Origin of the sequence: Sphingomonas aerolata, assembly GCF_023935825.1 — a bacterium.
Taxonomy (GTDB): Bacteria; Pseudomonadota; Alphaproteobacteria; order Sphingomonadales; family Sphingomonadaceae; genus Sphingomonas; species Sphingomonas aerolata.
Genome location: NZ_CP098762.1, coordinates 3293017 through 3316842 on the forward strand (window position 1 = coordinate 3293017; position 23826 = coordinate 3316842).

General features: G+C 66.4%; 22 protein-coding genes. 11 read left to right on the forward strand and 11 right to left on the reverse strand.

What is annotated here, in order from left to right; genetic code table 11:
- Positions 1 to 362 precede the first annotated feature (362 nt).
- The 3 genes from NEF64_RS15080 (at position 363) to NEF64_RS15090 (ending at position 4118) form a co-directional block, all read left to right on the forward strand.
- Positions 363 to 1076: a hypothetical protein gene (locus NEF64_RS15080; RefSeq protein WP_252574100.1), complete on the forward strand. Its 714-nt coding sequence runs from the start codon at positions 363 to 365 to the stop codon at positions 1074 to 1076.
- A gap of 268 nt (positions 1077 to 1344) precedes the next feature.
- Complete coding sequence (locus NEF64_RS15085) at positions 1345 to 2592, forward strand: PDZ domain-containing protein (RefSeq protein WP_235516269.1); 1248 nt, start codon at positions 1345 to 1347, stop codon at positions 2590 to 2592.
- Positions 2592 to 4118 carry a hypothetical protein gene (locus tag NEF64_RS15090; RefSeq protein ID WP_056405304.1) on the forward strand — a complete coding sequence of 509 codons (1527 nt, stop codon included), beginning with the start codon at positions 2592 to 2594 and terminating at the stop codon, positions 4116 to 4118. Before NEF64_RS15085 ends, NEF64_RS15090 begins: the two co-directional genes overlap by 1 nt.
- Here the strand turns inward: NEF64_RS15090 and NEF64_RS15095 are convergent.
- Positions 4070 to 5653, reverse strand: coding sequence for an amidase (locus NEF64_RS15095; protein WP_056405302.1), 1584 nt, complete (start codon positions 5651 to 5653; stop codon positions 4070 to 4072). The genes NEF64_RS15090 and NEF64_RS15095 overlap by 49 nt on opposite strands.
- Before the next feature lie 64 nt (positions 5654 to 5717).
- Positions 5718 to 6545: a ferredoxin--NADP reductase gene (locus tag NEF64_RS15100; RefSeq protein WP_037530558.1), complete on the reverse strand. Its 828-nt coding sequence runs from the start codon at positions 6543 to 6545 to the stop codon at positions 5718 to 5720.
- A 305-nt stretch (positions 6546 to 6850) separates the two neighbouring features.
- On the opposite strand from NEF64_RS15100, the gene uvrB reads away from it, so the two are divergent.
- Positions 6851 to 9049, forward strand: coding sequence for an excinuclease ABC subunit UvrB (gene uvrB / locus NEF64_RS15105; RefSeq protein WP_031395810.1), 2199 nt, complete (start codon positions 6851 to 6853; stop codon positions 9047 to 9049).
- A gap of 123 nt (positions 9050 to 9172) precedes the next feature.
- Here the strand turns inward: uvrB and NEF64_RS15110 are convergent, their stop codons facing one another.
- Positions 9173 to 9550: a PRC-barrel domain-containing protein gene (locus NEF64_RS15110; RefSeq protein WP_056405300.1), complete on the reverse strand. Its 378-nt coding sequence runs from the start codon at positions 9548 to 9550 to the stop codon at positions 9173 to 9175.
- A 117-nt stretch (positions 9551 to 9667) separates the two neighbouring features.
- Between NEF64_RS15110 and NEF64_RS15115 the strand changes: the two genes are divergently transcribed.
- Complete coding sequence (locus NEF64_RS15115; RefSeq protein ID WP_056405299.1) at positions 9668 to 10216, forward strand: hypothetical protein; 549 nt, start codon at positions 9668 to 9670, stop codon at positions 10214 to 10216.
- Between the two features lie 561 nt (positions 10217 to 10777).
- Here the strand turns inward: NEF64_RS15115 and NEF64_RS19280 are convergent.
- The 3 genes from NEF64_RS19280 to NEF64_RS15135 all read right to left on the reverse strand — a co-directional run bounded on the left by NEF64_RS19280 (position 10778) and on the right by NEF64_RS15135 (position 13854).
- On the reverse strand, positions 10778 to 11308 hold the full coding sequence (locus NEF64_RS19280) for a DUF2501 domain-containing protein (protein WP_052149325.1): 531 nt from the start codon (positions 11306 to 11308) through the stop codon (positions 10778 to 10780).
- Positions 11309 to 11379: 71 nt separating this feature from the next.
- Positions 11380 to 12897, reverse strand: coding sequence for a fumarate hydratase (locus NEF64_RS15130; protein ID WP_037531977.1), 1518 nt, complete (start codon positions 12895 to 12897; stop codon positions 11380 to 11382).
- A 207-nt stretch (positions 12898 to 13104) separates the two neighbouring features.
- The gene (locus NEF64_RS15135) at positions 13105 to 13854 is read right to left on the reverse strand and encodes a hypothetical protein (RefSeq protein WP_056405647.1); all 750 of its coding nucleotides are present in this window, start codon (positions 13852 to 13854) and stop codon (positions 13105 to 13107) included.
- 204 nt (positions 13855 to 14058) lie between these two features.
- Here NEF64_RS15135 and NEF64_RS15140 point away from each other — a divergent pair, with 204 nt between their 5' ends.
- Positions 14059 to 14760, forward strand: a complete 702-nt coding sequence (locus NEF64_RS15140; protein WP_056405297.1) for an NAD-dependent deacylase — start codon at positions 14059 to 14061, stop codon at positions 14758 to 14760.
- On the opposite strand, the gene lgt is transcribed toward NEF64_RS15140, so the two are convergent.
- The 4 genes from lgt to lepB all read right to left on the reverse strand — a co-directional run bounded on the left by lgt (position 14761) and on the right by lepB (position 18500).
- Complete coding sequence (gene lgt, locus NEF64_RS15145; protein WP_056405295.1) at positions 14761 to 15603, reverse strand: prolipoprotein diacylglyceryl transferase; 843 nt, start codon at positions 15601 to 15603, stop codon at positions 14761 to 14763.
- A gap of 267 nt (positions 15604 to 15870) precedes the next feature.
- Positions 15871 to 16788: a GTPase Era gene (gene era, locus NEF64_RS15150; protein WP_031395173.1), complete on the reverse strand. Its 918-nt coding sequence runs from the start codon at positions 16786 to 16788 to the stop codon at positions 15871 to 15873.
- Positions 16789 to 17031: 243 nt separating this feature from the next.
- On the reverse strand, positions 17032 to 17694 hold the full coding sequence (rnc, locus tag NEF64_RS15155) for a ribonuclease III (RefSeq protein ID WP_031440039.1): 663 nt from the start codon (positions 17692 to 17694) through the stop codon (positions 17032 to 17034).
- Complete coding sequence (gene lepB, locus NEF64_RS15160) at positions 17691 to 18500, reverse strand: signal peptidase I (protein ID WP_031395171.1); 810 nt, start codon at positions 18498 to 18500, stop codon at positions 17691 to 17693. Before lepB ends, rnc begins: the two co-directional genes overlap by 4 nt.
- A 167-nt stretch (positions 18501 to 18667) precedes the next feature.
- Between lepB and pgi the strand changes: the two genes are divergently transcribed.
- From pgi to gorA, 3 genes are all read left to right on the forward strand, one after another.
- Positions 18668 to 20158: a glucose-6-phosphate isomerase gene (gene pgi / locus NEF64_RS15165; RefSeq protein WP_056405293.1), complete on the forward strand. Its 1491-nt coding sequence runs from the start codon at positions 18668 to 18670 to the stop codon at positions 20156 to 20158.
- 109 nt (positions 20159 to 20267) lie between these two features.
- Positions 20268 to 20645 carry a DUF4174 domain-containing protein gene (locus NEF64_RS15170; RefSeq protein WP_031395169.1) on the forward strand — a complete coding sequence of 126 codons (378 nt, stop codon included), beginning with the start codon at positions 20268 to 20270 and terminating at the stop codon, positions 20643 to 20645.
- A gap of 99 nt (positions 20646 to 20744) precedes the next feature.
- Positions 20745 to 22100 (forward strand): glutathione-disulfide reductase, encoded by a 1356-nt coding sequence (gorA, locus tag NEF64_RS15175; RefSeq protein WP_107045966.1) that lies wholly within the window; start codon positions 20745 to 20747, stop codon positions 22098 to 22100.
- Positions 22101 to 22103: 3 nt separating this feature from the next.
- Here gorA and NEF64_RS15180 read toward each other — a convergent pair whose 3' ends face one another.
- On the reverse strand, positions 22104 to 22886 hold the full coding sequence (locus NEF64_RS15180) for a crotonase/enoyl-CoA hydratase family protein (protein ID WP_056405289.1): 783 nt from the start codon (positions 22884 to 22886) through the stop codon (positions 22104 to 22106).
- Positions 22887 to 22984: 98 nt separating this feature from the next.
- Here NEF64_RS15180 and NEF64_RS15185 point away from each other — a divergent pair, with 98 nt between their 5' ends.
- Both NEF64_RS15185 and NEF64_RS15190 read left to right on the forward strand, forming a co-directional pair.
- Positions 22985 to 23407: a PaaI family thioesterase gene (locus NEF64_RS15185; protein WP_031440034.1), complete on the forward strand. Its 423-nt coding sequence runs from the start codon at positions 22985 to 22987 to the stop codon at positions 23405 to 23407.
- Positions 23401 to 23802 (forward strand): PaaI family thioesterase, encoded by a 402-nt coding sequence (locus NEF64_RS15190; RefSeq protein WP_056405287.1) that lies wholly within the window; start codon positions 23401 to 23403, stop codon positions 23800 to 23802. The genes NEF64_RS15185 and NEF64_RS15190 overlap by 7 nt, the downstream gene beginning before the upstream one ends.
- The last annotated feature ends 24 nt before the right edge of the window (positions 23803 to 23826 follow it).

The following is a 23826-nucleotide window of genomic DNA, read 5'->3' on the forward strand; positions in this document are numbered from 1 at the left end:
ACGGACCGAATTTATCTGCCTTTGTATTATGCTTTCAACCGGGAGCCGATCGTGACGGCTGGCAGGTTGCGTTTGAGGCCCTTCACAACGTTTCGGTTGAGCTCAAAATGCAGGGCGCGGTGACAGTCGTTATCGACGGAAAGCGGATATGTGATGCGGCTCCTTCGCCCTCAATGGGAAGCAAGCCACACGTTGAAATCAAAGGCGTAATTCGCGGTTAGTGCCGTAGGCTTCATTTCCGCGTCCCTTTCCGTCCCGGACATTCCTGATGAAAAAATCAAAAGTTCTGCATTCAAACAGCAATGGTAAGTGAGCGAGTGACACCCTCTAGCGCACGAGCCTACGCGTGTTAGGCTACTGCGATGCTTGTTCGCGCTATACTGATAATCGTTGCCGGGCTGATCGGGGCCTCTGCGACCGCACAAACCTCCGATTCCACCACCGCGATCATGCCAAAGCCGGTGTGCTCGGGTCACCTTGGGGAATCTGTTGCGATCAACGCCGCTCCCCTAACAGTTGAGATGCTGGGGGGCAGCTATCGGGCACATCCCGGCTGGCCACATCCCGGTGAGGCACGCGTGGATCAGCTTCGCTATAGCTCGGCGGTGATGCTGCGCTCGGATGACCCACGCTTCACCGACTTTGACCTCTCTCCTGGCCCAGTGCACTCGCGAACATCGGGATGCTGGTTTTCATGGACCAGCATCCAAGGGAAGAGCGGTATTGCAGGCATTTCCAACGCTGGCATCGGAAGGAGCGGTTATGTGGATGGTTTTGTCCCGGCGCGGCCTGCCGTGACCCCCGATATCGTTGGATACAGTTTCGTCGCAGCCGATGACAACGTTCATAGGGACAGCTACACTTGGATTGGGGTATGGAACGCCAAAGGCTTGGCAGAGCGGTCGCGGGTCGTCGCCTTCGACGGCAAACGGTTCCTTATCCTTGCAACATTGCCCGTCCGGTTAGGAGCTATTTCAAAACTGTTCGACCTTCATTCTCAAGCCTATTTTCTAGCGCTGATCGGTGAAGGCAAGCTTGGTCAAAAAGTAGCTTGGATAAGACTAGTCTGGCCCTAACCCGTCGATATACGGGTGCCGCTAACGATCCTAAGCCTACCCCCCCACGTAAACGATCAAAGATTTCGCATCAGCCAAGGAATGGCAGGAAACGTAGGCGCTCACCGATGCAAAAAGTTGATGCATTGGCGGGCTCGTTCGGCGGTGGGTCTCCCACAACGCAGCCGCGAAAGCCGTGAGTCCGCTTTCCTTCCCTTTAAATCCATCTGCCCCACCGTCCGCGTGCCTAGCTTGTAAGGCCCCGCCAACGCGCTAGGGACGGTTGCACATGCGTATGCTTACCCTCGCCATCGTCCCGCTGTTGGCGGCCCTAAGCATCGCGACGCGGCAGCCGGCATCGCAGGCCGCGGCCGCGCCTATCCACGGGAGTTCTACCCCGAGCACCTCGCCCGCCGATCGCGACCAGGGCGTCGCTCGGCTCGCCGCCGATACCGAGACGCGCTGGGTGTCCTTCGACCTGACGCCGGGCAACCAAATCCGGTTCGCGATGCAGATCGACGGGCGCAGCATCACTGCGATCCTCGATACGGGGGTCAGTTATACGTTGCTCGCCGACACCTCCCCCGCGGTGGTCCGCCGCGCGCTGAAGCCCGGCGGGCGGGCGAGCGCGATCGGCGGGTCGGTTGCGCTGCGCTGGATGCCGACGCGGTCGATCACGCTCGGCGGTCTGACGCGCAGCGGCGGCGGCGTCAGTGTTGCCGCCCTCCCCGCGCTCGCGACCGGCAGCGCGACCGCGGTCGACCTGCTGGTCGGGCGCGACCTGCTCGCCGCGCACGCGCTCGACATCGATTATGCCGCGCGCCGCTTCCGGCTGATCCCGACCGGGCGGCTGCCCTTTGCGGGCGAGACCGCGCCGCTGACTATCTCGTCCGATCGGCGCGTCTATGAAAGCGCGATCCGCATAGGCACGCACGCGCTGGCGCCGATCGTCGTCGATACCGGCGACGGATCGGCGATCACCGTGACCGCGGCGGGCTGGCGCCGCGCCGCACCGCCGGGCCTGCCGACCACCACGGCGATCGCCTATGGGCTCGGCGGCTCGGTCGTCAGCGGCCTCGCGATCGCCCCCGAGATCCGCGTCGGTACGCTCGTCGCGCGCGACACCGAGGTGCGGATCGAACCCGAGGCGGGCTTTTCGCAGTCGATCGGCGCCGCCGGGCGGCTCGGCTCGGGGTTTCTCCAGCATTATCGCGTGCTGCTCGACCCGAGCGCGGCGCGGATGGTCCTGCACCGCGGTGACGTCGCCGATCCCCGCCCGATCCGGTCGACCAGCGGCCTGCTGATGGGGGTCGAAAGCAACCGGCTGAAGGTTCTGCACGTGATGCGCGGCGGCCCGGCCGAGGCGAGCGGGTGGCAGGTCGGCGACCTGATCTGTTCGATCGACGGCCAGCCCATCCCCCGCGACTATCCGACCAGCCCGCTGGCGGACTGGACCATCCGCCCGCCCGGCAGCGTCGTCCGACTCGGGCTGTGCGACGGGACGACGCGCACGCTAACGCTCAGGACTTTCTACTGATGACATCGTCCACGACTGCATCGTCCGGATCCCGCTGGACCCCCGCGCTGATCCTGCTGATGATCGCGCTGGCGATCCGCGTCTGGGATTTCGGCAATCCGGTGATCGCCGTCGACGAGCAATATTATCTGCTAGTCGGCGACCGTATGCTGCACGGCGCGATTCCCTTTGTCGACATCTGGGATCGCAAGCCGATCGGGCTGTTCCTGCTGTTCGCGGCGATCCGGCTACTCCCCGGCGACGGGATCCTCGCCTATCAGCTCGTCGCGACCGGCTGCGCCTGGCTGACTGCGGTCCTCGTTCATCACGGCGCGATGCGGATCGGCGCGACGCGGCGTGGTGCGCTGGCGGCGGGAGCGACCTATCTGGCCGGGCTGTCGCTGCTCAGCGGCGGCGGCGGGCAGGCGCCGGTCTTCTACAATCTGCCTATCGCCATCGCCGCGCTGCTGACCTTCCGCCTGCCCGCACTCGCGGCGGCGAACGACCGCCGCGCGATCGTGCGTGGCGGCGCGCTGGCCTGCCTGCTCGCAGGGATCGCGATCCAGATGAAATACACGCCCGCCTTCGAGGGCGCGTTCTTCGGGCTGGCGCATCTCTGGTTCCACCGCCGCACCGGCGCGCCGGTCTCAGCGACGCTGGGCGCGGCGCTGCTGTGGATCGCCGTCGGGCTCGCGCCGTCGTTCGCCGCGCTTGGCTGGTACACCGCGCACGACCTGTTCGCGACCTTCTGGTTCGCCAACGTCACCTCGATCTTCCTGCGCCCCGGCTATCCGCTCGCGCAGGTGGTGATGCGACTGCTCGGCATCCTCGTCCAGCTGCTGCCGCTGATCGCCGCCGCCGCGATCACCTGGCATCGCCGCGCGCATCTCGGGATCGACCGTGCGGTCGCGCGGCTCGGCTTTGGCTGGCTGATCGCGGCGTCGCTCGGCTTCCTCGCGATCGGTACCTTCTTCGATCATTACGGCCTGCCGCTGGTTGCTCCGCTGGCGATCGCCGCCGCGCCCGCGCTGTCACGCCATGCGAAGCTGCTAGCGATCGCGCTGATCGTCCCCTTTACGATCCTTGCGGTCGAACGCGTCGTCCGGCGCGACGACGCCGCCGGCGCCTATGCGCTGGCCCGCATCGTCCAGGCGAACAGCGGCGACGAATGCCCCTATGTGTTCCGCGGCGACACCGTCACCTATCTGCTCGCGCGGACCTGTGTGCCGACGCCCTACGCCTTTCCCAACCTGCTCAGCCTGTCGACCGAGCAAGGCGCGACCGGGATCGACGAGGCGGCCGAGGTCCGCCGCATCCTCGCCAACCGTCCGCCGGTGATCGTCACCTCGACGCGCCGCCTGTCGATCTGGAACGTCGGCAGCCTGCGCGCGCTGAAAGCGACGCTCGCGAGCGACTATCGCCTCGTCTTCACCACCCGCCGGCTGAAGGATCGCAGCGCCGTCTATCTGCGCAACGACCGCATGTTCGTCGCCCCCGGTCAGCGCGCCCCGTCGAGTCCGGTGCCCACCGCCGCCGACGGCAGGTAACGCGGCGCGGTCCGCGCGTTGGCCCGCTGTTCATAGGCATAGCCCGCGTTCAGCACGGTGCCGTCGCCGTAGCGCGTCGCGATGAACGACAGCCCGACCGGCAGCCCGCGGACAAGCCCCATCGGCACGGTCAGGTTGGGATAGCCGGCGACCGCGGGCAGTTCGCTCGCGCTCGGTCCGCCATATTGGTCGCCGTACACCGGCTCGCTGAGCCAGGCGGGACCATAGGTCGGCTCGACGAGCACCGTCGCCCGCGCGGTCGTCAGCATCGCGTCGATCCCCTCTGCGCCCGCCAGCCGCAGCGATTTCGCACGGGCCGCCTTGTACGCCGGGTCGTCGAGCCCCTTGGTCTTGGCCGCCGCCTCGAACGTCTCCTGCGCGAAGAACGGCATCTCCGCTGCTTCATTGGCGCGATTGAACGCGATCACCTGGTCGAGCGTCCGGGTCCGCACCGCCGCCGGGGTGGTCGCCAGATAGGTGTCGAGATCGGCCTTCAGCTCGGTCTGGAGTACCAGCAGCTCCGCCTCGCCGATCCCGTCGAGCTTGGGCTGCTTGACCTCGACGAGCACCGCGCCCGCGGCCTTTAGAATGCCCAGCGCGACTTCGTACCGCGCCGCGACGTCCGCGGTCATCTCGGGCCGGACGACCCCGATCCGCAACCCCGACAGCGCGCTCGTCGACAAGGCGGCGGCATAGTCGCGCTTGTACGCGCCTGCCCCCGCGGTCGCCGCATCCGCCGGGTCCGCCGCGATCATCGCCGAGAACATCGTCGCCACGTCGCGCACGCTGCGCGCCATCGGCCCTGGCGTGTCCTGGCTATGGCTGATCGGCACGACATGCGTGCGGCTGACCAGCCCGATCGTCGGCTTCAGCCCGACCAGCCCGTTGATCGATGACGGGCACACGACCGAGCCATCGGTTTCGGTGCCGATCGCGGCCGCAGCAAAGCTCGCCGCGATCGCCGCGCCCGACCCGCTCGACGATCCGCATGCGGTCCGATCGAGCGCATAGGGATTGCGGACCAGCCCACCGACCGCGCTCCACCCGCTCATCGACCGGGTCGAGCGGATGTTCGCCCATTCGCTGAGGTTGGTCTTGCCGAGGATCACCGCCCCCGCCGCGCGCAGCTGCGCGACCACGGGCGCGTCGCGGCGCGTCATATTGTCCTTGAGCGCCAGGCTGCCCGCGGTGGTCGGCATCGCGTCGGCGGTCTCGACATTGTCCTTGATCAGCACCGGCACGCCGTGCAGCGGCCCGCGCACCCGCCCTGCCCGACGCTCCGCGTCGAGCGCCTTGGCCTGGGCCAGCGCATCGGGATTGAGCGCGATCACGCTGCGCAGCGTCGGCCCCTTGCGGTCCATTGCCGCGATCCGCGCGAGATACGCCCGGACCAGATCGACGCTGCTCGCCGTCCCCGCCGTCATGCTCGCCTGAAGCTGATCGATCGAGCGTTCCTCGACCGCGACGGTCTTTGCCACCGCCGCCAATGGCATGGCGGCGGTGGCGAGCAGGATCCCCGTGATAATCTGGCGCATTTTCAGTCCCCCTTTGGCCTGGACGCTATCGGGGATCGGGCGGCGCGCCAAGCGCCCTGGCGGGTCAGCCGACGAAGGCGCGCTCGATCACGAACGTACCGGGCTTGGAATTCGCGCCCTCCTCGAAGCCCTGCGCCTCGAGCATCACCGCGAACTCCTTGATCATCTCGGTCGATCCACACAGCATTGCGCGATCGGTCTCGGGGTTCAGCTTCTGGTCGCCGCGCACCGGATGGCCGAACAGCGACGCGTCCTCGATCAGCGCACCGATCCGCCGCGTGGTGCGGAACGGCTCGCGCGTGACGGTCGGGATGTAGTGGAACTGCGTAGCCGCCTCCTCGGCGATTAGCGGATCCTCGGCGAGCAAGGCGACCATCTCGTCGTGATAGGCAAGGTCGCTGACGCGGCGCACGCTGTGCACGACGATCACCTGCTCATAGGCCGAATAGACATCGGGATCGCGCATCAGGCTGAGGAACGGGGCAAGGCCGGTGCCCGTCGAGAACATGAACAGCCGCTTGCCCGGGAGCAGCGCGTCGAGCACCAAAGTGCCCGTCGGCTTCTTGCCCAGATACACCTCGTCGCCCGGCTGGATCAGCTGGAGCTTCGAGGTCAGCGGACCGTCCTCGACCTTGATCGACAGGAATTCGAGCTCTTCCGAATAATGCGGGCTCGCGATCGAATAGGCGCGCATGATCGGCTTGCCGCCCTCTTGCGGAAGGCCGATCATCACGAATTCGCCCGAGCGGAAGCGGAAGGTCGACGGGCGCTCGATCGCGAAACTGAACAGATGCTCGTTCCAGTGGCGCACCCACAGAACCTTGGCGTTGAGGAACGCGGGGGTCTCCGGGATGAGCACGGGCGCGCGGGTTTCGAGGGTTTCGGCGGTCATGCGTCTATTCCTTGGCCGCGCGGAGTCGCGCCGGCGGGTCGATGGCTTGCGAAACGGTCGCATTATGGATGCGCGTGCAGTGGGTCAACATTAGCAAAGCTTGGGGCCGCACAATGGCCGCCGCATTAGAACGTCCGTCATTCCCGCGCAGGCGGGAGCCCATACCGGCAGCGCTCTCCCTTAAAATGCTGACGGCGTAGGCTATGGATCCCCGCCTTCGCGGGGATGACGGGTGTTTGCGGATTGACGAATGCCGGCAATGGCGGCGTTGTCGTCGTGCCACCTGTTCCCCATATTCCCCCTCGATGGCCATCCAGATCCGCACCAGCCTCGCCGAACCCGAAACCGGCGACACCTTCGTCCCGCACCGCCCGACCGCGCGCCCTGCAAAGGTCGAGGGTGGCAAGCGGTTCAAGCTCGTCAGCGACTATGCGCCTGCGGGCGACCAGCCGACCGCGATCGCCGAACTCGTCTCGGCGATCGGCGAGGGCGAGAAGGATCAGGTGCTGCTGGGCGTCACCGGATCGGGCAAGACCTTCACGATGGCGAGTGTGATCGAACGCGTGCAGCGGCCTGCGCTGATCCTCGCGCCGAACAAGATCCTCGCGGCGCAGCTCTACGGCGAGATGAAGTCGTTCTTTCCCGACAACGCGGTCGAATATTTCGTCAGCTATTACGATTATTACCAGCCCGAGGCATATGTCGCGCGGTCGGACACGTATATTGAGAAGGAGTCCTCGACCAACGAGTCGATCGACCGGATGCGGCATTCGGCGACGCGCGCGTTGCTCGAACGCGACGACGTGATCATCGTCGCGTCGGTCTCGTGCCTGTACGGCATCGGCTCGGTCGAAACCTATTCGGCGATGATCTTCGACCTGAAAAAGGGCACGACGGTCGACCAGCGCGAGATCGTGCGCAAGCTCGTCGCGCTCCAGTACAAGCGCAACGACGCGGCGTTCCAGCGCGGCAATTTCCGCGTGAAGGGCGACACGCTCGAGATCTTCCCGTCGCATTACGAGGACAGCGCGTGGCGCATCTCGTTCTTCGGCGACGATATCGAGGAGATTACCGAGTTCGACCCGCTGACCGGCAAGAAGGTCGCGTCGCTCAACTCGGTGCGCGTCTATGCGAACTCGCATTACGTGACGCCCGGCCCGACGCTGAAACAGGCGGGCGAGGCGATCAAGCACGAGCTGGCCGAACGGCTGAAGGAACTGGTGCTCGAGGGCAAGTTGCTCGAGGCGCAGCGGCTGGAGCAGCGCACAAACTTTGATCTGGAGATGATCGCGGCGACCGGGTCTTGCGCGGGGATCGAGAATTACTCACGCTTCCTCACTGGCCGCATGCCGGGCGAGCCGCCACCCACCTTGTTCGAATATCTGCCCGACAATGCGCTGCTGTTCGTCGACGAGAGCCATGTCACGATCGGCCAGATCAACGGCATGTCGCGCGGCGATCACCGTCGCAAGCTGACGCTTGCCGAATATGGCTTCCGCCTTCCCTCAGCGATCGACAACCGGCCGCTGCGCTTCAACGAGTGGGACGCGATGCGCCCGCCGACGACCTATGTCTCGGCGACTCCGGGCAGCTGGGAGATGGAGCAGACCGGCGGCGTGTTCGCCGAGCAGGTCATCCGCCCGACCGGGCTGATCGATCCGCCCGTCGAGATCAAGCCGGTCGAGGAGCAGGTGCAGGACCTGATCGTCGAGGTCGGGAAGACCACCGCGCTCGGCTATCGCACGCTCGTCACGACGCTGACCAAGCGGATGGCGGAGGATCTTACCGAATATATGCACGAGGCGGGGATCAAGGTCCGCTACATGCACAGCGACGTCGAGACGCTCGAGCGTATCGAGCTGATCCGGGACCTACGGCTCGGCGTGTACGACGTGCTGATCGGCATCAACCTGCTGCGCGAGGGGCTGGACATCCCCGAATGCGGGCTGGTCGCGATCCTTGATGCCGACAAGGAGGGGTTCCTGCGCTCCGAAACCTCGCTGATCCAGACGATTGGTCGTGCGGCGCGTAACGTCGACGGCCGCGTGATCCTGTACGCCGACCGCGTCACGGGCTCTATGGAGCGCGCGATGAACGAGACCGCGCGGCGTCGCGAGAAGCAGGTTGCGTACAACACCGAACATGGCATCACGCCGACGACGATCCGCCGCAACATCGGCGACATCATCGCGCATGTCGCCAGCCAGGATCAGGTCACCGTCCCTATAGACGAGGACCGCCCGCACATGGTCGGACATAACCTGCGTGCGTATATCGAGGATCTGGAAAAACAGATGCGCAAGGCCGCGTCGGATCTGGAGTTCGAGACCGCCGGGCGGCTGCGAGACGAGATCCGGCAGCTGGAGAACGAGGAGCTTGGCCTGCCGGTGGACCAGCAGAAGGCGCCGGTCATGGGCCGTTCGAACGAGGGCAAGCCAGGCACGCGGAAAACGCGCTACGGGAAAAGCCAGAAGATGCGGATGGGTGGCTCGCGCTCTCGCTGAGCCGCCCATTCCCCTCTTCGTCACCCTGACGAAAGTCAGGGCCCAGACGCCGCGGATACTGCGGTCAGTAACTCTGGGTCCTGACTTTCGTCAGGATGACGGAGGGGTCGAACCGTGCGCGGGTCAGCCGACGACCAGATCCTCGCTGCTCAATCCATAATAGCTCGCCACCCGGTCGGCATAGGCCTGGTCGAAGACCGGTGCGTTGTTCGACCAGCTCGGCCCGCCCTCCAGAACGCGCTTGTCGATCGTCACCACATACAGGTCACGCACCGCATCGAACTGGAGCAGCGCGAACGGCAGCGGATAGAAGCTCTTGCCCATGCCCAGAAACCCGCCGAGGCTCAGCACGGCATGCGTCGCGCGCCCGGTCCCTTTGTGCACCATGAAGGCATAGACCGTCCCGACCGCGTCGCCATCGCGGCTCTCGACCTTCATCGTCCCCGAGATATTGGCCTGCACCAGCAGCTGGGTTGGGGTCTGGGCAACGGTATCGGACATGGATCGTCTCCTGATTTGCAGTGTTCCGTCGCTGAACCGGTAGCAGCGTGCGCCGGTTCCCGCGCGATCGCCGTCGTCGCGCCTTGAGCGGTCGCCGGGCGTGCCGCATAGCGGGTTATGCGCGCCCACACCCCTATCGCCGCTGGCTGGCCCATCGCCGCCGGCCTCGCCACGCTGACGCTGATCGCCGGTTGCGTTGCGCCGCCGCACGCCGAACCGCCGCCACCACCACCGCGCGTCGAAGCGCCCGCCCCCGCACCACGCCCCGCCCCGCTCGCGGCGGATTGGCGCGACTGGCCCTATACGCCGGGAAGCTGGACCTATCGCCGCGATCCGCGCGGATCGGTGGCAAGCTTCGGAACGCAGGCGGCGCAGCCCGCGCTGACATTGCAGTGCGATACCGGCACGCGGCAAATCCATCTGTCGCGCGCCGCCGCGGCCGCCACGCCGATGACGATCCGCACGTCGAGCGTCACGCGCGCGCTGTCGGTCCAGCCCGGCAGCACGCCCGGCACCGTGACGGCGACGCTGCCGGCCCGCGATCCGCTGCTCGAGGCGATGGGGTTCAGCCGCGGTCGGTTCGTGATCGACCAGGAGGGTCAGCCCGCTCTCGTCATCCCCTCATGGGCGGAGATCGAACGCGTGACCGAGGATTGTCGCGGGTAAGGGCGGGCATATGCCCAGCGTGCCGCACAGCCTTTGAGGATTGCGCGAAATCTTCTGCAAAACAAGACTTGTATCAACAGGGCACCCGGCACACATTGCGGTTGCGGTCAGGCTTGGCCGCGTTGTTTCAACAAGCGAAAGGAGGTGATCCGATGTCTCATGGTTCAGCAGTGAGTTCGGTTCGGTTCGTTCGGGGGACGCGCTACTGATATCCGACGGCATGTGCGGGAGGTATCGCCCTCCAATCAACGCGCATGGCACAGGATGAGGTGGTACGCATGGTCCTCCGGGCTGGAGCTCTCCGGCCGCTGACCATGTCAGGAGGTTGTCGGGTCGTCGTGAGACGCCCCGGCAACCTCTTTTCATTTCTGGGTGGTTTTGTTTGGAGGATGCGGACGTTGCCCCGCATCCTTAAGAGAACGGTGCTCCCCCAACCCACACCGTCATCCTGACGAAAGTCAGGATCCAGAGCCACGCAGGTTGCCCCTAATTACCCTGGATCCTGACTTTCGTCAGGATGACGGGACGGGCGACGGCTAGCCGCCCTAGCGCATGCGCCGGTTACAGAAACGCCTTGGCCCGGTTGAGCACGAGGCTGCACATCTTCGTCTTCACCTGTCCGCCGAGATTGTCGAGCGACAGCCCCTGACCGTTCGGCGCCTGAAGCTCCCCCGCCTGTCCCGCTGCAAAGCCAGGCGACGTCCGCACGCCCTGCCGCCCGGTCAACCGCTGCAGGATCGACTGCGCGCCTGCCGCCTGGCCCGTCGCAGGGGACTGCGTCCGGGTCTGGGGCGCCGTTTGCCGCCCCGTTAACGCGCCTAGTGCGCCGCCCTGACCGAGCAGGTTGTTCTTGAGGCAATAGCCTAGCAGACCTGCTGCATTGCCAGCCCCGATCGAACCGATGCTCGACGCGCCACCGCCAAGCAGGCCACCCAGTCCGCCGCCGAGCCCGCCAAGACTGTCACCCAAGCTACCGAGGCCCCCGCTGGACGTACGCGGCGCGGGCGCGGGTGCCCCGCTCTGGGCAACGGCGCTCGTCGTCATCAATGTTGCGACCGCGATCGCGACGACGGGGTTGGCGGGCTTGAACATACGAAACTCCTCTGGTTCGCAAGCTCAACGGAAGGGCTGCCCTGCCCGTTCCACGTCATCAGGACGAACGGTCACGCCGGCGCGAGCAGCCCCTCCCGCGCGATCTTCTCGCGCCAGACGAGCGGCGCCAGCTGGTGGACGTTCTCGCCCGCCGAATCGACCGCGACCGTCACCGGGAAATCGGCGACCTCGAATTCGTAGATCGCTTCCATACCCAGATCCTCGAAGCCGACGACCTTCGATCCCTTGATCGCGCGCGCTACCAGATAGGCCGCACCGCCGACCGCCATCAGATAGGCCGACTTGGCCTCGGCGATTGCCTTGGTCGCATCGCCGCCGCGCTCGGCCTTGCCGACCATCGCGAGCAGGCCCTGGTCGAGCATCATGCGCGTGAACTTGTCCATCCGCGTCGCGGTAGTGGGGCCCGCGGGCCCGACCACCTCGTCGCCGACCGGATCGACCGGCCCGACATAATAGATCACGCGACCACGGAAATCGACGGGCAGCTCCTCGCCCCTGGCCAGCATGTCGGCGATCCGCTTGTGCGCGGCGTCGCGCCCGGTCAGCATCTTGCCGTTCAGCAGCAGCCGGTCGCCATGCTTCCACGTCTGCACGACCTCGGGAGTCAGCGTGTCGAGGTCGACCCGGATCGCGGCCTTGTCGGGCGTCCAGTTGACGTCAGGCCATTCCTCGAGCTTCGGTGCCTCCAGATACACCGGCCCCGACCCGTCGAGCACGAAATGCGCATGGCGCGTGGCGGCGCAGTTCGGGATCATCGCGACCGGCTTCGACGCGGCATGCGTCGGCCAGTCGAAGATCTTGACGTCGAGGATGGTGGAGAGCCCGCCCAGCCCTTGCGCGCCGATGCCGAGCGCGTTGACCTTGTCGTAGATCTCGATCCGCAGCGCCTCGATGTCGTTCTTCGGACCGCGTTCCTTCAGCTGCGCCATGTCGATCGCGCCCATCAGCGACTGCTTGGCGAGGATCATCGACTTTTCCGCGGTGCCGCCGATGCCGATGCCGAGCATCCCCGGCGGGCACCAGCCCGCACCCATCTGCGGGATCATCTCGAGCACCCAGTCGACGATCGAATCGCTCGGGTTCATCATCTTGAACTTCGACTTGTTCTCACTGCCGCCGCCCTTGGCAGCGACGTCGATCGAGACGGTGTTGCCGGGCACCATCTCGACATGCATCACGCTGGGCGTGTTGTCCTTGGTGTTGCGGCGCGTGAAGGCGGGATCGGCGAGGATCGAGGCGCGCAGCTTGTTCTCGGGGTTGAGATACGCCTTGCGGACGCCTTCATCGATCACCTCCTGCAAGGAGCGGGTCGAATCGAGACGGCAGTCCTGGCCCCATTTCACGAAGATCGTGACGATGCCGGTATCCTGGCAGATCGGGCGGTGGCCTTCTGCGCACATCCGGCTGTTCGTCAGGATCTGCGCGATCGCATCCTTGGCGGCGGGGCTCTGCTCGGCTTCGTACGCGACGCCCAGCGCACGGATGTAGTCCATCGGATGGTAGTAGCTGATGAACTGGAGCGCGTCGGCGACGCTTTCGATCAGGTCGGCTTCGGTGATGACGGTCATGCAGCGCCTTTACGGATACGGGTTTGCAGGCGTCTTAGCGGCGATCGGGTGATTTATGAAGATAGGGTTGGTCGGGGGATCGCCGCGCGACCCGCCACGACGTCCGCGCCTGCACGAGATCCGACGTGTAAGGTTCTCCAAACAAAAGGGGCTGGAGTGGACACATCACCACTCCAGCCCCTCAGGCTGTGATTACGTGCAGCAGTCTTACATCGGCGGCGTCAGGCCATCCTTGCCGACCGCGACGGACCTCGCCCCCGACGCGCCGGCCAAGGTGATCGCGAACAGCTTCTGGCCCTTTGCAAGGACCGATCGCTCGGCCGGCTCGAACCGGACGATCGGCGTGCCGACGGGCACGACGACCTGCGCCTTGCCGCCCTTGTACGAGATGCTGAGCTTGGTTTCGCCGGGCTTGCCCGCCCCGCCGGTCACCGTGCCGTTGGTCATCCCGCTCTGCTGATCGACCGTGCCATTGGTCATCGCGGTCTGCCCGTCGACGGTGCCGTTGGTCATCGCGCTCTGCCCATCGGCCGCGCCGCCGCCAGCGGCCGCGACCACGCCGGGAACGTCCCAGGGATAATGGCCCTCGCCGGTCCCGCGCATCGCCTCGGGGAAGATGACGAGCTCGACCGCGCGCAGTGCGTCATCGGGACCGGTCGTCGCGGTACCGATAAAGTCGCCGTCCTTCAGCGTCGACAGGTCCGACTTCACCACCCAGGCGACCTTGGTCTTGGCATCGAGCGGAACGCTGACCGACTTGCCGTCATAGGTCTGCACGGTCACCGCGTCGGCGCCGACCGCGGTGATCACGCCGCGAACGCGAGTGACGTCGGACGCTGCGCTTGCCGCCGCGCTGGTATTGACGGTGGCAGTGTTGGCGCCGGTCGATGTCGTGTCGCCACAGCCGCCAAGGACCGCGATCACGCCGCTCAACAGCATCAGTTTTTTCGTCACCATCGCATTGGATCCTTCGAATATCATGGCGCGCGGTGCCGTGACGGCATCGGCGAACGGTGTGCGGCCGGCCACAAAGACATGGTCGGTTCGGTTCAACGCCGTAAACGAGCAACCGGGCGCATCCCGCGACCCGATGCTCAGAGACGCGAGATATCAGCGCGACTGCGGCTATCCTGGCGACAGCGCCATACGTAGAGGGTGACGATGCAGGATCTACGAAACATCGTCATTCTGACGGGTGCAGGAATTTCTGCCGAAAGCGGCATCGCGACGTTCCGCGGCCCGGGCGGCCTATGGGCAGGTCACCGGGTCGAGGATGTCTGCACCCCCGAGGCACTCGCCGCGGATCCGGAGCTGGTGCACCGCTTCTACGATCTCCGTCGGGCGGCGCTGGCGACGGTCGAGCCCAATGCCGCGCACCGTGCGCTGGCGCGGCTGGACGAAGCGTGGGGCGGCGGATTGCTGATCGTCACGCAGAATGTCGACGATCTGCATGAGCGGGCGGGCGCGACGCGGATGCTGCACATGCATGGCGAACTGCTGTCCGCGCTATGTGCCGTCTGCGGCGCGCGCGAGCCCTGGGCCGGCAGCTTGCCGGAGGGGTCGATATGCGGCGCCTGCGGGTCGGCGGCGCTGCGGCCCGACATCGTGTTCTTTGGCGAGATGCCGTACCAGATGGAGCGGATCGAGGCGGCGCTGGCGCAGGCCGATCTGTTCGTGTCGATCGGGACGTCGGGGGCGGTCTATCCGGCGGCCGGCTTTGTGCAGACCGCGGCCTATCACGGCGCCGCTACCGTGGAGCTGAACCTCGACCCCTCGATGGGGAGCGTGTTTTTCGAGGAGACGCGGATCGGCGCGGCCGGAATGCTGGTACCGGCCTGGGTCGATGAGGTCCTGGGGCGATAGTCAAGGGGTAAGGACGGCCGCGACGCGCGCGCGCTTGAGCGACCGGACGTAAAACCAGATGCCCGCGCCGATCATCGGCACGCTCAGCGTCTGCCCCATCGTCAGCCCCCACCACAGATGGTCGAGCCCGGCATCGGGCTGGCGGACGAATTCGAGCAGGAACCGCGCGGTGCCGTACAGGATCAGCGCCGCGCCGAGCAGGTGTCCGGGACGAAGCCGCGCGTCGGTGCGCCAGAACAGATAGGCCAGCACGATCATGCTGAGTCCGCCCTCCAGCGCGGCTTCGTAGAGCTGGCTTGGGTGGCGTGGAATGCCGTCATGCGTGCCGGGAAAGATCACCGCCCAGGGAAGCGAGCTTGGCCGACCCCACAACTCCCCGTTCACGAAATTGGCGATCCGCACCAGCACCAGGCCGAACGGCGTCGCACACGCGACGTAATCGCACACCCGGAGCAGCGACAGCCGGTGGCGCCGCGTAAACAGGACCAGGCTGACGATCACCCCGAGGAACCCGCCATGCAGCGACATGCCGCCCTGCCAGAGCTTCAGCACGTCGAGCGGCGCGCGCCAGATATCGGGCCGGTAGAACACGCAATAGCCGAGCCGACCACCGAAGATGATGCCAAGCGTCAGGTAGACGACGAGATCGTCGACATGCCCCGCCGCCATCGGCGCACCGGACCGGCGGAGCATCCTCCGCAGATACCACCAGCCCAGCGCGATCATCGCGATATAGCTGAGCGCGTACCATCGGAGCTGGAACAGGCCGAAATCCAGAGCCACCGGCGACAGATGCAACTGGTCGTAGCGGATCGCGGACGTCGCATCGATCAGGGTCGGCATCGCGTGGTCCTCGTCCGGGTCAGCCGGTGAGGTCTACGGTAGCATCAATAGATTTCAGGAGGTCGCGGGTTTGGTACAATGGGCATGAGCGTGACGGAGTGCCGAGCCGAACTCTGTCATCCGCCCGAACGCTACCACCCCGGCGAAGGCCGGGGTCCAGTTGGGAAGGCCTGAATAACGGAGCGCTGTCCGTAGTGACGCCCGTCCCCCAACTGGGCCCCGGCCTCCGCCGGGGTGGAGTGTGGTGGTGGTGGTCGTGGTCGCGGGTCAGTCGACCCAGTCGAGGCCTATATCGCGGTACACTTCGCGGTCCTCGTCCCAGCCCGGCTTCACCTTGACGTGCAAATACAGATGTACCGGCTTGCCGGTGATCGAGGCGAGTTCGATCCGTGAGCGGGCGCCGATTTCCTTGATCCGCACGCCGCCCTTGCCGAGCACGATCGCGCGCTGCGTCGGGCGTTCGACGAGGATCTGCTGGTGGATCTCCAGCGACCCGTCCTGGCGCTCGATATACTGCTCGGTCTCGATCGTGCTCGCATAGGGGAGCTCGGCGTGGAGCTGGAGATAGAGCTGCTCGCGCGTCACTTCGGAGGCGAGCGCGCGCTCGGTCGAGTCGGAGACCTGGTCTTCGGGATAATGCCACGGACCTTCGGGCATCGCCTTGGCGAGCTGCGTCTTGAAGTGCGCAAGGCCGTCGCCGGTGCCCGCGCTGATGAAGAACGTCTCGGCGAAGGGAAGCAGCGCGTTCAGCTTTTCCGCGTGGATCAGCAGCTTGGTCTTGTCGGCGAGATCGACCTTGTTGAGGATCAGCCAGATCGGCTCAGGTCGGCCGACCAGCGACTCGACGATGGTCGTGACCTTGCCGCCGATCCCGCCCTTGGCGTCGACCACCAGCGCGATGATGTCCGAGCCCTCAGCGCCGCCCCAGGCGGCGGCGACCATCGCGCGGTCGAACCGGCGCTTGGGCTCGAAGATGCCGGGTGTGTCGACCAGCAGGATCTGCGTGTCGCCTTCGATCGCGACGCCCATCAGCTTGGCGCGCGTGGTCTGCGCCTTGGGGCTGACGATCGCGACCTTCTGGCCGACGAGCGCGTTGACGAGCGTCGACTTGCCTGCGTTCGGGGCGCCGACGATGGCGACTAGGCCGCAATGCTTCGGGTCGGGCTTGGTATTCGTTTCAGTCACATATGCTCTTTTCGAACTGGTGTTGCGGGCACCTGTACAGCGAAAACGGCTGTCCGTCATCGCGTCGCGACAAGGCAGTTTGGTTCACGCGGAGGCGCGGAGGCGCGGAGATGGTGTGGATGGGACTCGCGCCGTCTGCGATTATGCGCCGTCGATCAACTCGGAGTCGTTCGGGGCAGGACCGGAGTTCCAATCGCGGCCCCCCTCCGCGTCCTCCGCGTCTCCGCGCGAACAAAAGCCTTCTTAGCCCAGCTTCTCCAGCAACGCCTTGGCCGCCGCGGTTTCGGCCTCCTGCTTGCTCGAGCCGGTCGCCGTCGCTTCGGCGAGTTTGCCGATCGAGACCAGCATCGTGAATTTGGGCGCGTGGCCGGGGCCGGTACGCTCGACGATCGTATATTCTGGCGGCTTGCGGTTATGCGCGGCCGCCCATTCCTGAAGCGCGGACTTGGGGTGCTGCGGCGCCTTGGCACCGGCCTGGACGCGGTCCCCCCAGGCGCCGCGGACGAACGCACGTGCGGCGTCGAGCCCTGCCTCCTGGTACCAGGCGCCGATCAGTGCCTCCATCACGTCGCCCAGCACATTGTCGCTGTCGCTGGCGCCGTCGTCGCGCGCCTGCTTGCCGAGCTTCAGATGTGCGCGCACCCCGAGTTCGCGCGCCACTTCGGCACAGACCGGGCCCGTGACGAGCGCGTTCAGCCGTTTCGACAGCGACCCCTCGGGATCGGTCGCGAACAGTTCGTACAACCATTCGGCGACGATCAGCCCCAGGACGCGGTCGCCGAGAAATTCGAGCCGCTCGTAATTCGCCTTCGCCTGGCTGCCATGCGTCAATGCGCGCTCATAGGGTGCCAGATCGCGCGGCCGGCGACCGAATACGCCCGCCAGCCAGTCGCCGAGATCGCTCAAAAGCCTTCCCCGATCCGCTCCCAGCGTGCGGCACTGACCCAGGTCCAGGGTTTCAGCCATTCGGCATTGCCGTCGGTCGAGAAGAAGCTGACGACTGCCTTGCCCTCGACATTCTCGAGCGGGACATAGCCCATCCCGCTTGGTGCGGGGAACCGGCTGTCACCGCTGTCGTCGCGGTTGTCGCCCATCACGAAGATATGGCCTGCAGGCACCGTATAGACACCCGTGTCGTCGCGATCGGGCAGCTGCGCCTGGTCGAGCACGGAATAGCTGCGGCCGCCGGGCAGCGTCTCGCGGTAGCGCGGATAGCGACAGATCTGGACGCCGTCGGCGACGTCGACGAACGGCGCGCCGCATTTCTCCGCATCGAAATTGGCGGTCAGCGGGATCGTGAAGTCGGCGATCCGCGCCTTGGGGATCGCGGTGCCGTTCAGGTACAGCGTCCCCTGCCGCATCTGCACCGTCTCGCCGGGCAGGCCGATCACGCGCTTGATGACGTCGTGATCGAGCACTTCGGGCGCGCGGAAGACGACGACATCGCCGCGCGTCGGCGTGCTGCCGAAGATCCGCCCCGGGATCAACGGCACGCCACCCGGCAGCGACCAGCGCGAATAGCCGTAGCTCCACTTCGACACGAACAGATAATCGCCGATCAGCAGCCGGGGCAGCATCGATTCGGACGGAATGCTGAACGGCGCGAAGATGAAGCTGCGCAGGATCAATACGACCACCGCCAGCTTCAGCAGGAAGCGGAACGTCTCTGCGGTTTCGGATCGGGCCGGTTTGGTCTTCGCGTCTTTTGCCATGGCCGCGGGTTTGCTCAACCGGCGCGCGCCGTCAAGCATATGCAGCATCCGCCATGTCCGGATACGATCCGGACACCCCCGGAGACCCAATCGCCTCCCGGGACGTTATGGTGTTCTTGCCCGCGTCGCCGTATCGGTGCGCACGAATTCCAAATCGGAGACTTTGCATGACCGCCGACTGGTCCAAACTCGAAGCCCTGCCCGCCGCCAAACTCACCGACCTGTTCGCCGCCGACTCTGAGCGGTTGTCCAAGCTGAGCCTCGACGTCGCAGGCATCCACTTCGACTGGTCGAAGACCCACCTGACCGCGGACATGATCAGCGCGTTCGAGGAGATGGCCAAGGCGCAGGACCTGTTGGGCAAGCGCCAGGCGATGTTCGCGGGCGAGATCGTCAACGTCACCGAGGGCCGCGCGGTCGAGCACACCGCCGAGCGCGGTGAGGGCAAGCCCGAGAGCGTCGCGATTGCACAGGCGAGCCATTCGCGGATGCGCACGCTGATCGACGCGATCGAGGCGGATGCGCTCGGCCCCGTGCGGCATATCCTGCACGTCGGCATCGGCGGGTCCGCGCTGGGGCCGCAATTGCTGGTCGACTCGCTCGGGCGCGACGACAAGCGTTATGATGTCGGGATCGTCGCCAATGTCGACGGCGTCGCACTGGAGGACGTGTTCGAACGCTTCGATCCGGCCGCGACGTTGCTGGTGGTCGCGTCGAAGACGTTTACCACGACTGAAACGCTGATGAACGCCGAAGCGGTGCTTCAGTGGATGAACGAGCATAATGTCGAGGATCCGTACGGCCGCGTGATCGCGCTGACCGCGGCGCCCGAAAAGGCGATGGAATGGGGCGTCGACGAGACGCGGATCCTGCCGTTCGCCGAGAGCGTCGGCGGGCGCTACTCGCTCTGGTCGACGATCGGTTTTCCCGCCGCAATCGCGCTCGGCTGGGACCGGTTCGAGGAGCTGCTCGAGGGGGCGGCTGAGATGGACCGCCATTTCCGCCTCGCCGCGCTGCACGAGAATGCGCCGGCGCTCGCCGCGTTCGCCGACCTTTATTACACGCAGATCCGCCATGCCGAGACGCGTGCGACCTTCGCCTATGACGAGCGGTTGCGGCTGCTGCCGAGCTATCTCCAGCAGCTGGAGATGGAGTCGAACGGCAAGTCGGTGACCGCGGACGGCCAGCCGCTCGGGCGGCCTTCGGCGGCGATCACCTGGGGCGGGGTCGGCACCGAGGCGCAGCATGCGGTGTTCCAGCTGCTCCACCAGGGCACGCACTTGGTGCCGGTCGAGTTCGTCGCGTCGATCGAGGCCGGCGACACGCTGCCCGAGGAGCATCACAAGGCGCTGTTGCTCAACGCCTTTGCGCAGGGTGCGGCGTTGATGGCGGGCAAGCAGGTCGAGGATCCGGCGCGCAGCTATTCGGGCGACCGGCCGTCGTCGACGTTGCTGCTCGACGATCTCGACGCGCGCACGCTCGGCGCGCTGATCGCGTTCTACGAGCACCGCGTGTTCGTGAACGGCGTGCTGCTGGGGATCAACTCGTTCGACCAGTTCGGGGTGGAGCTGGGCAAGGAAATGGCGAAGGCCGCGGAGAAGGGCGGGCAGACGTTCGATCCTTCGACCGACGATTTGATCAAGCGCGCCTTCGGGTGATTTTTGGGGTGGGCGTGCGCCGAGTGCGCCCCACCCCACTCCGCCTCCCCGGCCTTCGCCGGGGTGGTATTTGGGAGGACCGTGCGCGCGCCTCGAGCGTTACCGCGCTATGCCCATCCTCCTCGCCGTAGCGCTCGCCGCCTCTCCCACCCTCGCGCAGATGCGCTGGGATCGCCGCGTGTTGATCGTTGCGGCCCCCGCCCCGCAGGACCCGGAACTCGCCGAGCAGCGCCGCATCCTCGACAATTGGACTGCGAAACGCGACGAGCGCGACCTCGCTGTCGTCGAAATCGTCGGCGATCAGGTTCGCGGCGCCGGCGACACCGCCCCCGCGCTGCGCCGCAAGTTCCGCCTTCCCGGGACCTTCACCGCGATCCTCATCGGCAAAGATGGCGGTGAGAAACTGCGCAGCGCACACCCCTTCCCCGCCGCCCTGCTGGAGCGGACGATCGACGCGATGCCGATGCGCAGGGCGGGTCGGCGATAGAGCCAGCCGATCACCCTGATCGCCGCACCGGTCTTGTCCGCGCATCCCCCCTGCCCCAGATGGCATCCAAAGCCGCAGCGCGACGTACAAGGATAGCCCGTGACCGATACCCAATTCGACTATGACCTCTTCGTCATCGGCGCCGGCTCGGGCGGCACGCGTGCATCGCGCGTTGCCGCCGCGCATGGCGCGCGCGTCGCGGTTGCCGAGGAATATCGCGTCGGCGGCACCTGCGTCATCCGCGGCTGCGTGCCCAAGAAGCTGCTGATCTACGGCGCGCATTTCGCCGAGGACCTGAAGGACGCCAAGCGCTTCGGCTGGCAGGTGCCCGACGATTGCGCGTTCAGCTGGCCGACGCTGCGCGACAACGTGATGGAGGAGGTCGACCGGATCAACGGCGCCTACACCCAGACGCTCGAGAACAACCATGTCGACATCATCCACCAACGCGCGGTCGTCTCGGGCCCCAACGAAGTCACACTTGCCGACGGCAGCAAGAAGACCGCGGCGAAAATCCTGATCGCGGTCGGCGCGCACCCGCTGGTGCCGGACTGCCCCGGTGCCGAGCACGGCATCACCTCGAACGAGGTGTTCCATCTCGACGACGTGCCGAAGCGCGTGCTGATCGCGGGCGCTGGCTATATCGCCAATGAATTCGCCGGCATCTTCCATCAGTTCGGATCGCACGTCACGCTGATCAACCGGACCGACGTGATCCTGCGCGGCTATGACGAATCGATCCGCGACCGGCTGCTCCAGATCTCGATGAGCAAGGGCATCGACTTCCGCTTCAACGCGGCGTTCCAGGGGATCGACAAGGGCGAGGACGGTTGCCTGACCGTGCATACCAGCGGACACGAGCCGATCGTCGTCGATCTCGTCCTGTTCGCGACCGGGCGCCTGCCGAACACCAAGGGCCTCGGGCTCGAGACGGCCGGGGTCGAACTCGACGCGGCGGGCGCGGTGGTGGTCGATGACGACAACAAGTCGAGCTGCGACAGCATCTTCGCGGTCGGTGACGTCACCAACCGTATCCAGCTGACCCCGGTCGCGATCCGCGAGGGGCAGGCGTTCGCCGACACCTTCTTCGGCAACAAGCCGACCCGCGTCGACTACGCCAACGTCCCCGCCGCGGTGTTCAGCCACCCGCCAATGGCCGGCGTCGGCATGACCGAATCGCAGGCCAAGCAGGCACTGGGCTCGGTGAAGGTCTACACTTCGGACTTCCGGCCGATGAAGAACGTACTGGCGGGGCGCAACGAGCGCTCGCTCTACAAGATGATCTGCGACGGCGAGACCGACCGCGTCGTCGGCATTCACATGATCGGCCCCGACTGCCCCGAGATCCTCCAGTCCGCCGCGGTGGCGGTGAAGGCGGGGCTCAGCAAGGCCGATTTCGACGCGACTGTCGCGCTGCACCCGACGATGGCGGAAGAGCTCGTCCTGATGAAGTAGCGCCTAGTCGACGAACACCGCCGCGCGTTTTTCGAGATTGGCTTGGACCTGTTCGATCTGATTGGGCTTGCGCATTACCTGCCCCTGCGCGTCGCTTTCGGCGCGCAGGATCGCCGCGGCGTCGGCATCCGCGGCTATGCCATAGAGTGCCTTCGAGCCCCGGATCGCCTGCGGATTCTTCGCGGCGATCTCGCGGGCCATCGTCATCGCGGCGGCGCGGGGATCCTCGTCCAGCCGCGTGACGAAGCCGTGGTGCAGCGCCTCCGCCCCGTCGAACTCCCGCGCGGTATAGGTCAGCTCACGCAGCACGTCGTCGCGCGCCAGCGTCCGCCAGAGCGCTATCCCCGCCATGTCGGGTACCAGCCCCCAATGCGTCTCGCGGATCGCGAACCGCGCCTGCGGATGGGCGATGCGGATGTCGGCGCCCGACATGATCTGGAACCCGCCACCGAACGCGACGCCGTGGACCGCAGCGATCACCGGCATCGGCAACGTCCGCCAGCCCCAGGCGACCTGCTGCACCAGATTCGCATCGCCATACGTCCGATCGTCGAGCGACAGGCCCGACCCGCCGCCCGCCATCGACGCCATGTCGAGCCCGGCGCAGAACGCACGACCCTCGCCCGACAGCACGACGACGCGCACCTCGGCCATCCCCGCCAGCCGGTCGATCGCTGCGGCGATCCCCTCGAACATCGCGGGGTCGATCGCGTTCATCTTGTCCGCGCGGTTGAGGCGGACATCGGCGATCCCGTCCGCGACGGCGATGGTGACCCGGTCGTTCATGGCGATCCTCTCTCCTGATCTCGTTGCGCCCGATGCTAGCCCCGCCCCGCATGTGCGGCAATGTTGCGTGGCGGTCGCTGGCGTGTAGAGGTCGGGGCATGGATGGCTTCGACGCAGAGCGGTTTACACGACACGGGTTCGGCGGGCACGGCGCCGCGCTCGGGATGCGCTATCATGCGCATGGCGCGGACTGGGCGGAGCTCGCGCTGCCCTATGACGAAAAGCTGATCGGCGATCCGGCCAGCGGCGTGATCGCGTCGGGGCCGATCATCACGATGATGGACATGGCCGCCAGCATCGCGATCTGGATCCGCCGCGCGGCGTTCGTGCCGCATGCGACACTCGACCTGCGCGTCGATTATCTGCGCCCGGCGACGCCCGGCAAGACGGTAATCGGGCGCGGCGAATGCTACCGGATCACCCGGTCGATCGCGTTCGTCCGCGGCCAGGCGCATGACGGCGATCCCGCCGATCCGCTTGCGCATGTCGCGGGCACGTTCATGGTGCTCGGGTCATGGTGAGCACGCTGCCACCCTATGCCGCAACGCTGGGCGTCGAGATCGAACGCGACGCGGAGGGTCGGCCGGTGCTGCTGATGCCGTTCGGCGACGACGTGATCGGCCGCCCCGGGTTCCTCCACGGCGGCGCGATATCGGGGCTGCTCGAGGTCGCGGCGATCGCGGCGCTCTACCATGCGATCGAGACCGAGGGGCCTGACGACGCCAGCGTGCGGATCAAGCCGGTGACCGTCACCGTCGATTTCATGCGGGGCGGCCGCGACAAGCCGACGCGCGCGGCGGGCGTGGTCACCCGGCTCGGCACGCGCGTTGCCAATGTCGAGGCGACCGCGTGGCAGGACGACCGCGACAAGCCGATCGCGGCCGCGAGGATGAATTACCTGATCGTCCGCGACTGACCCCGCCCCCCGCCCGCGGGCGGG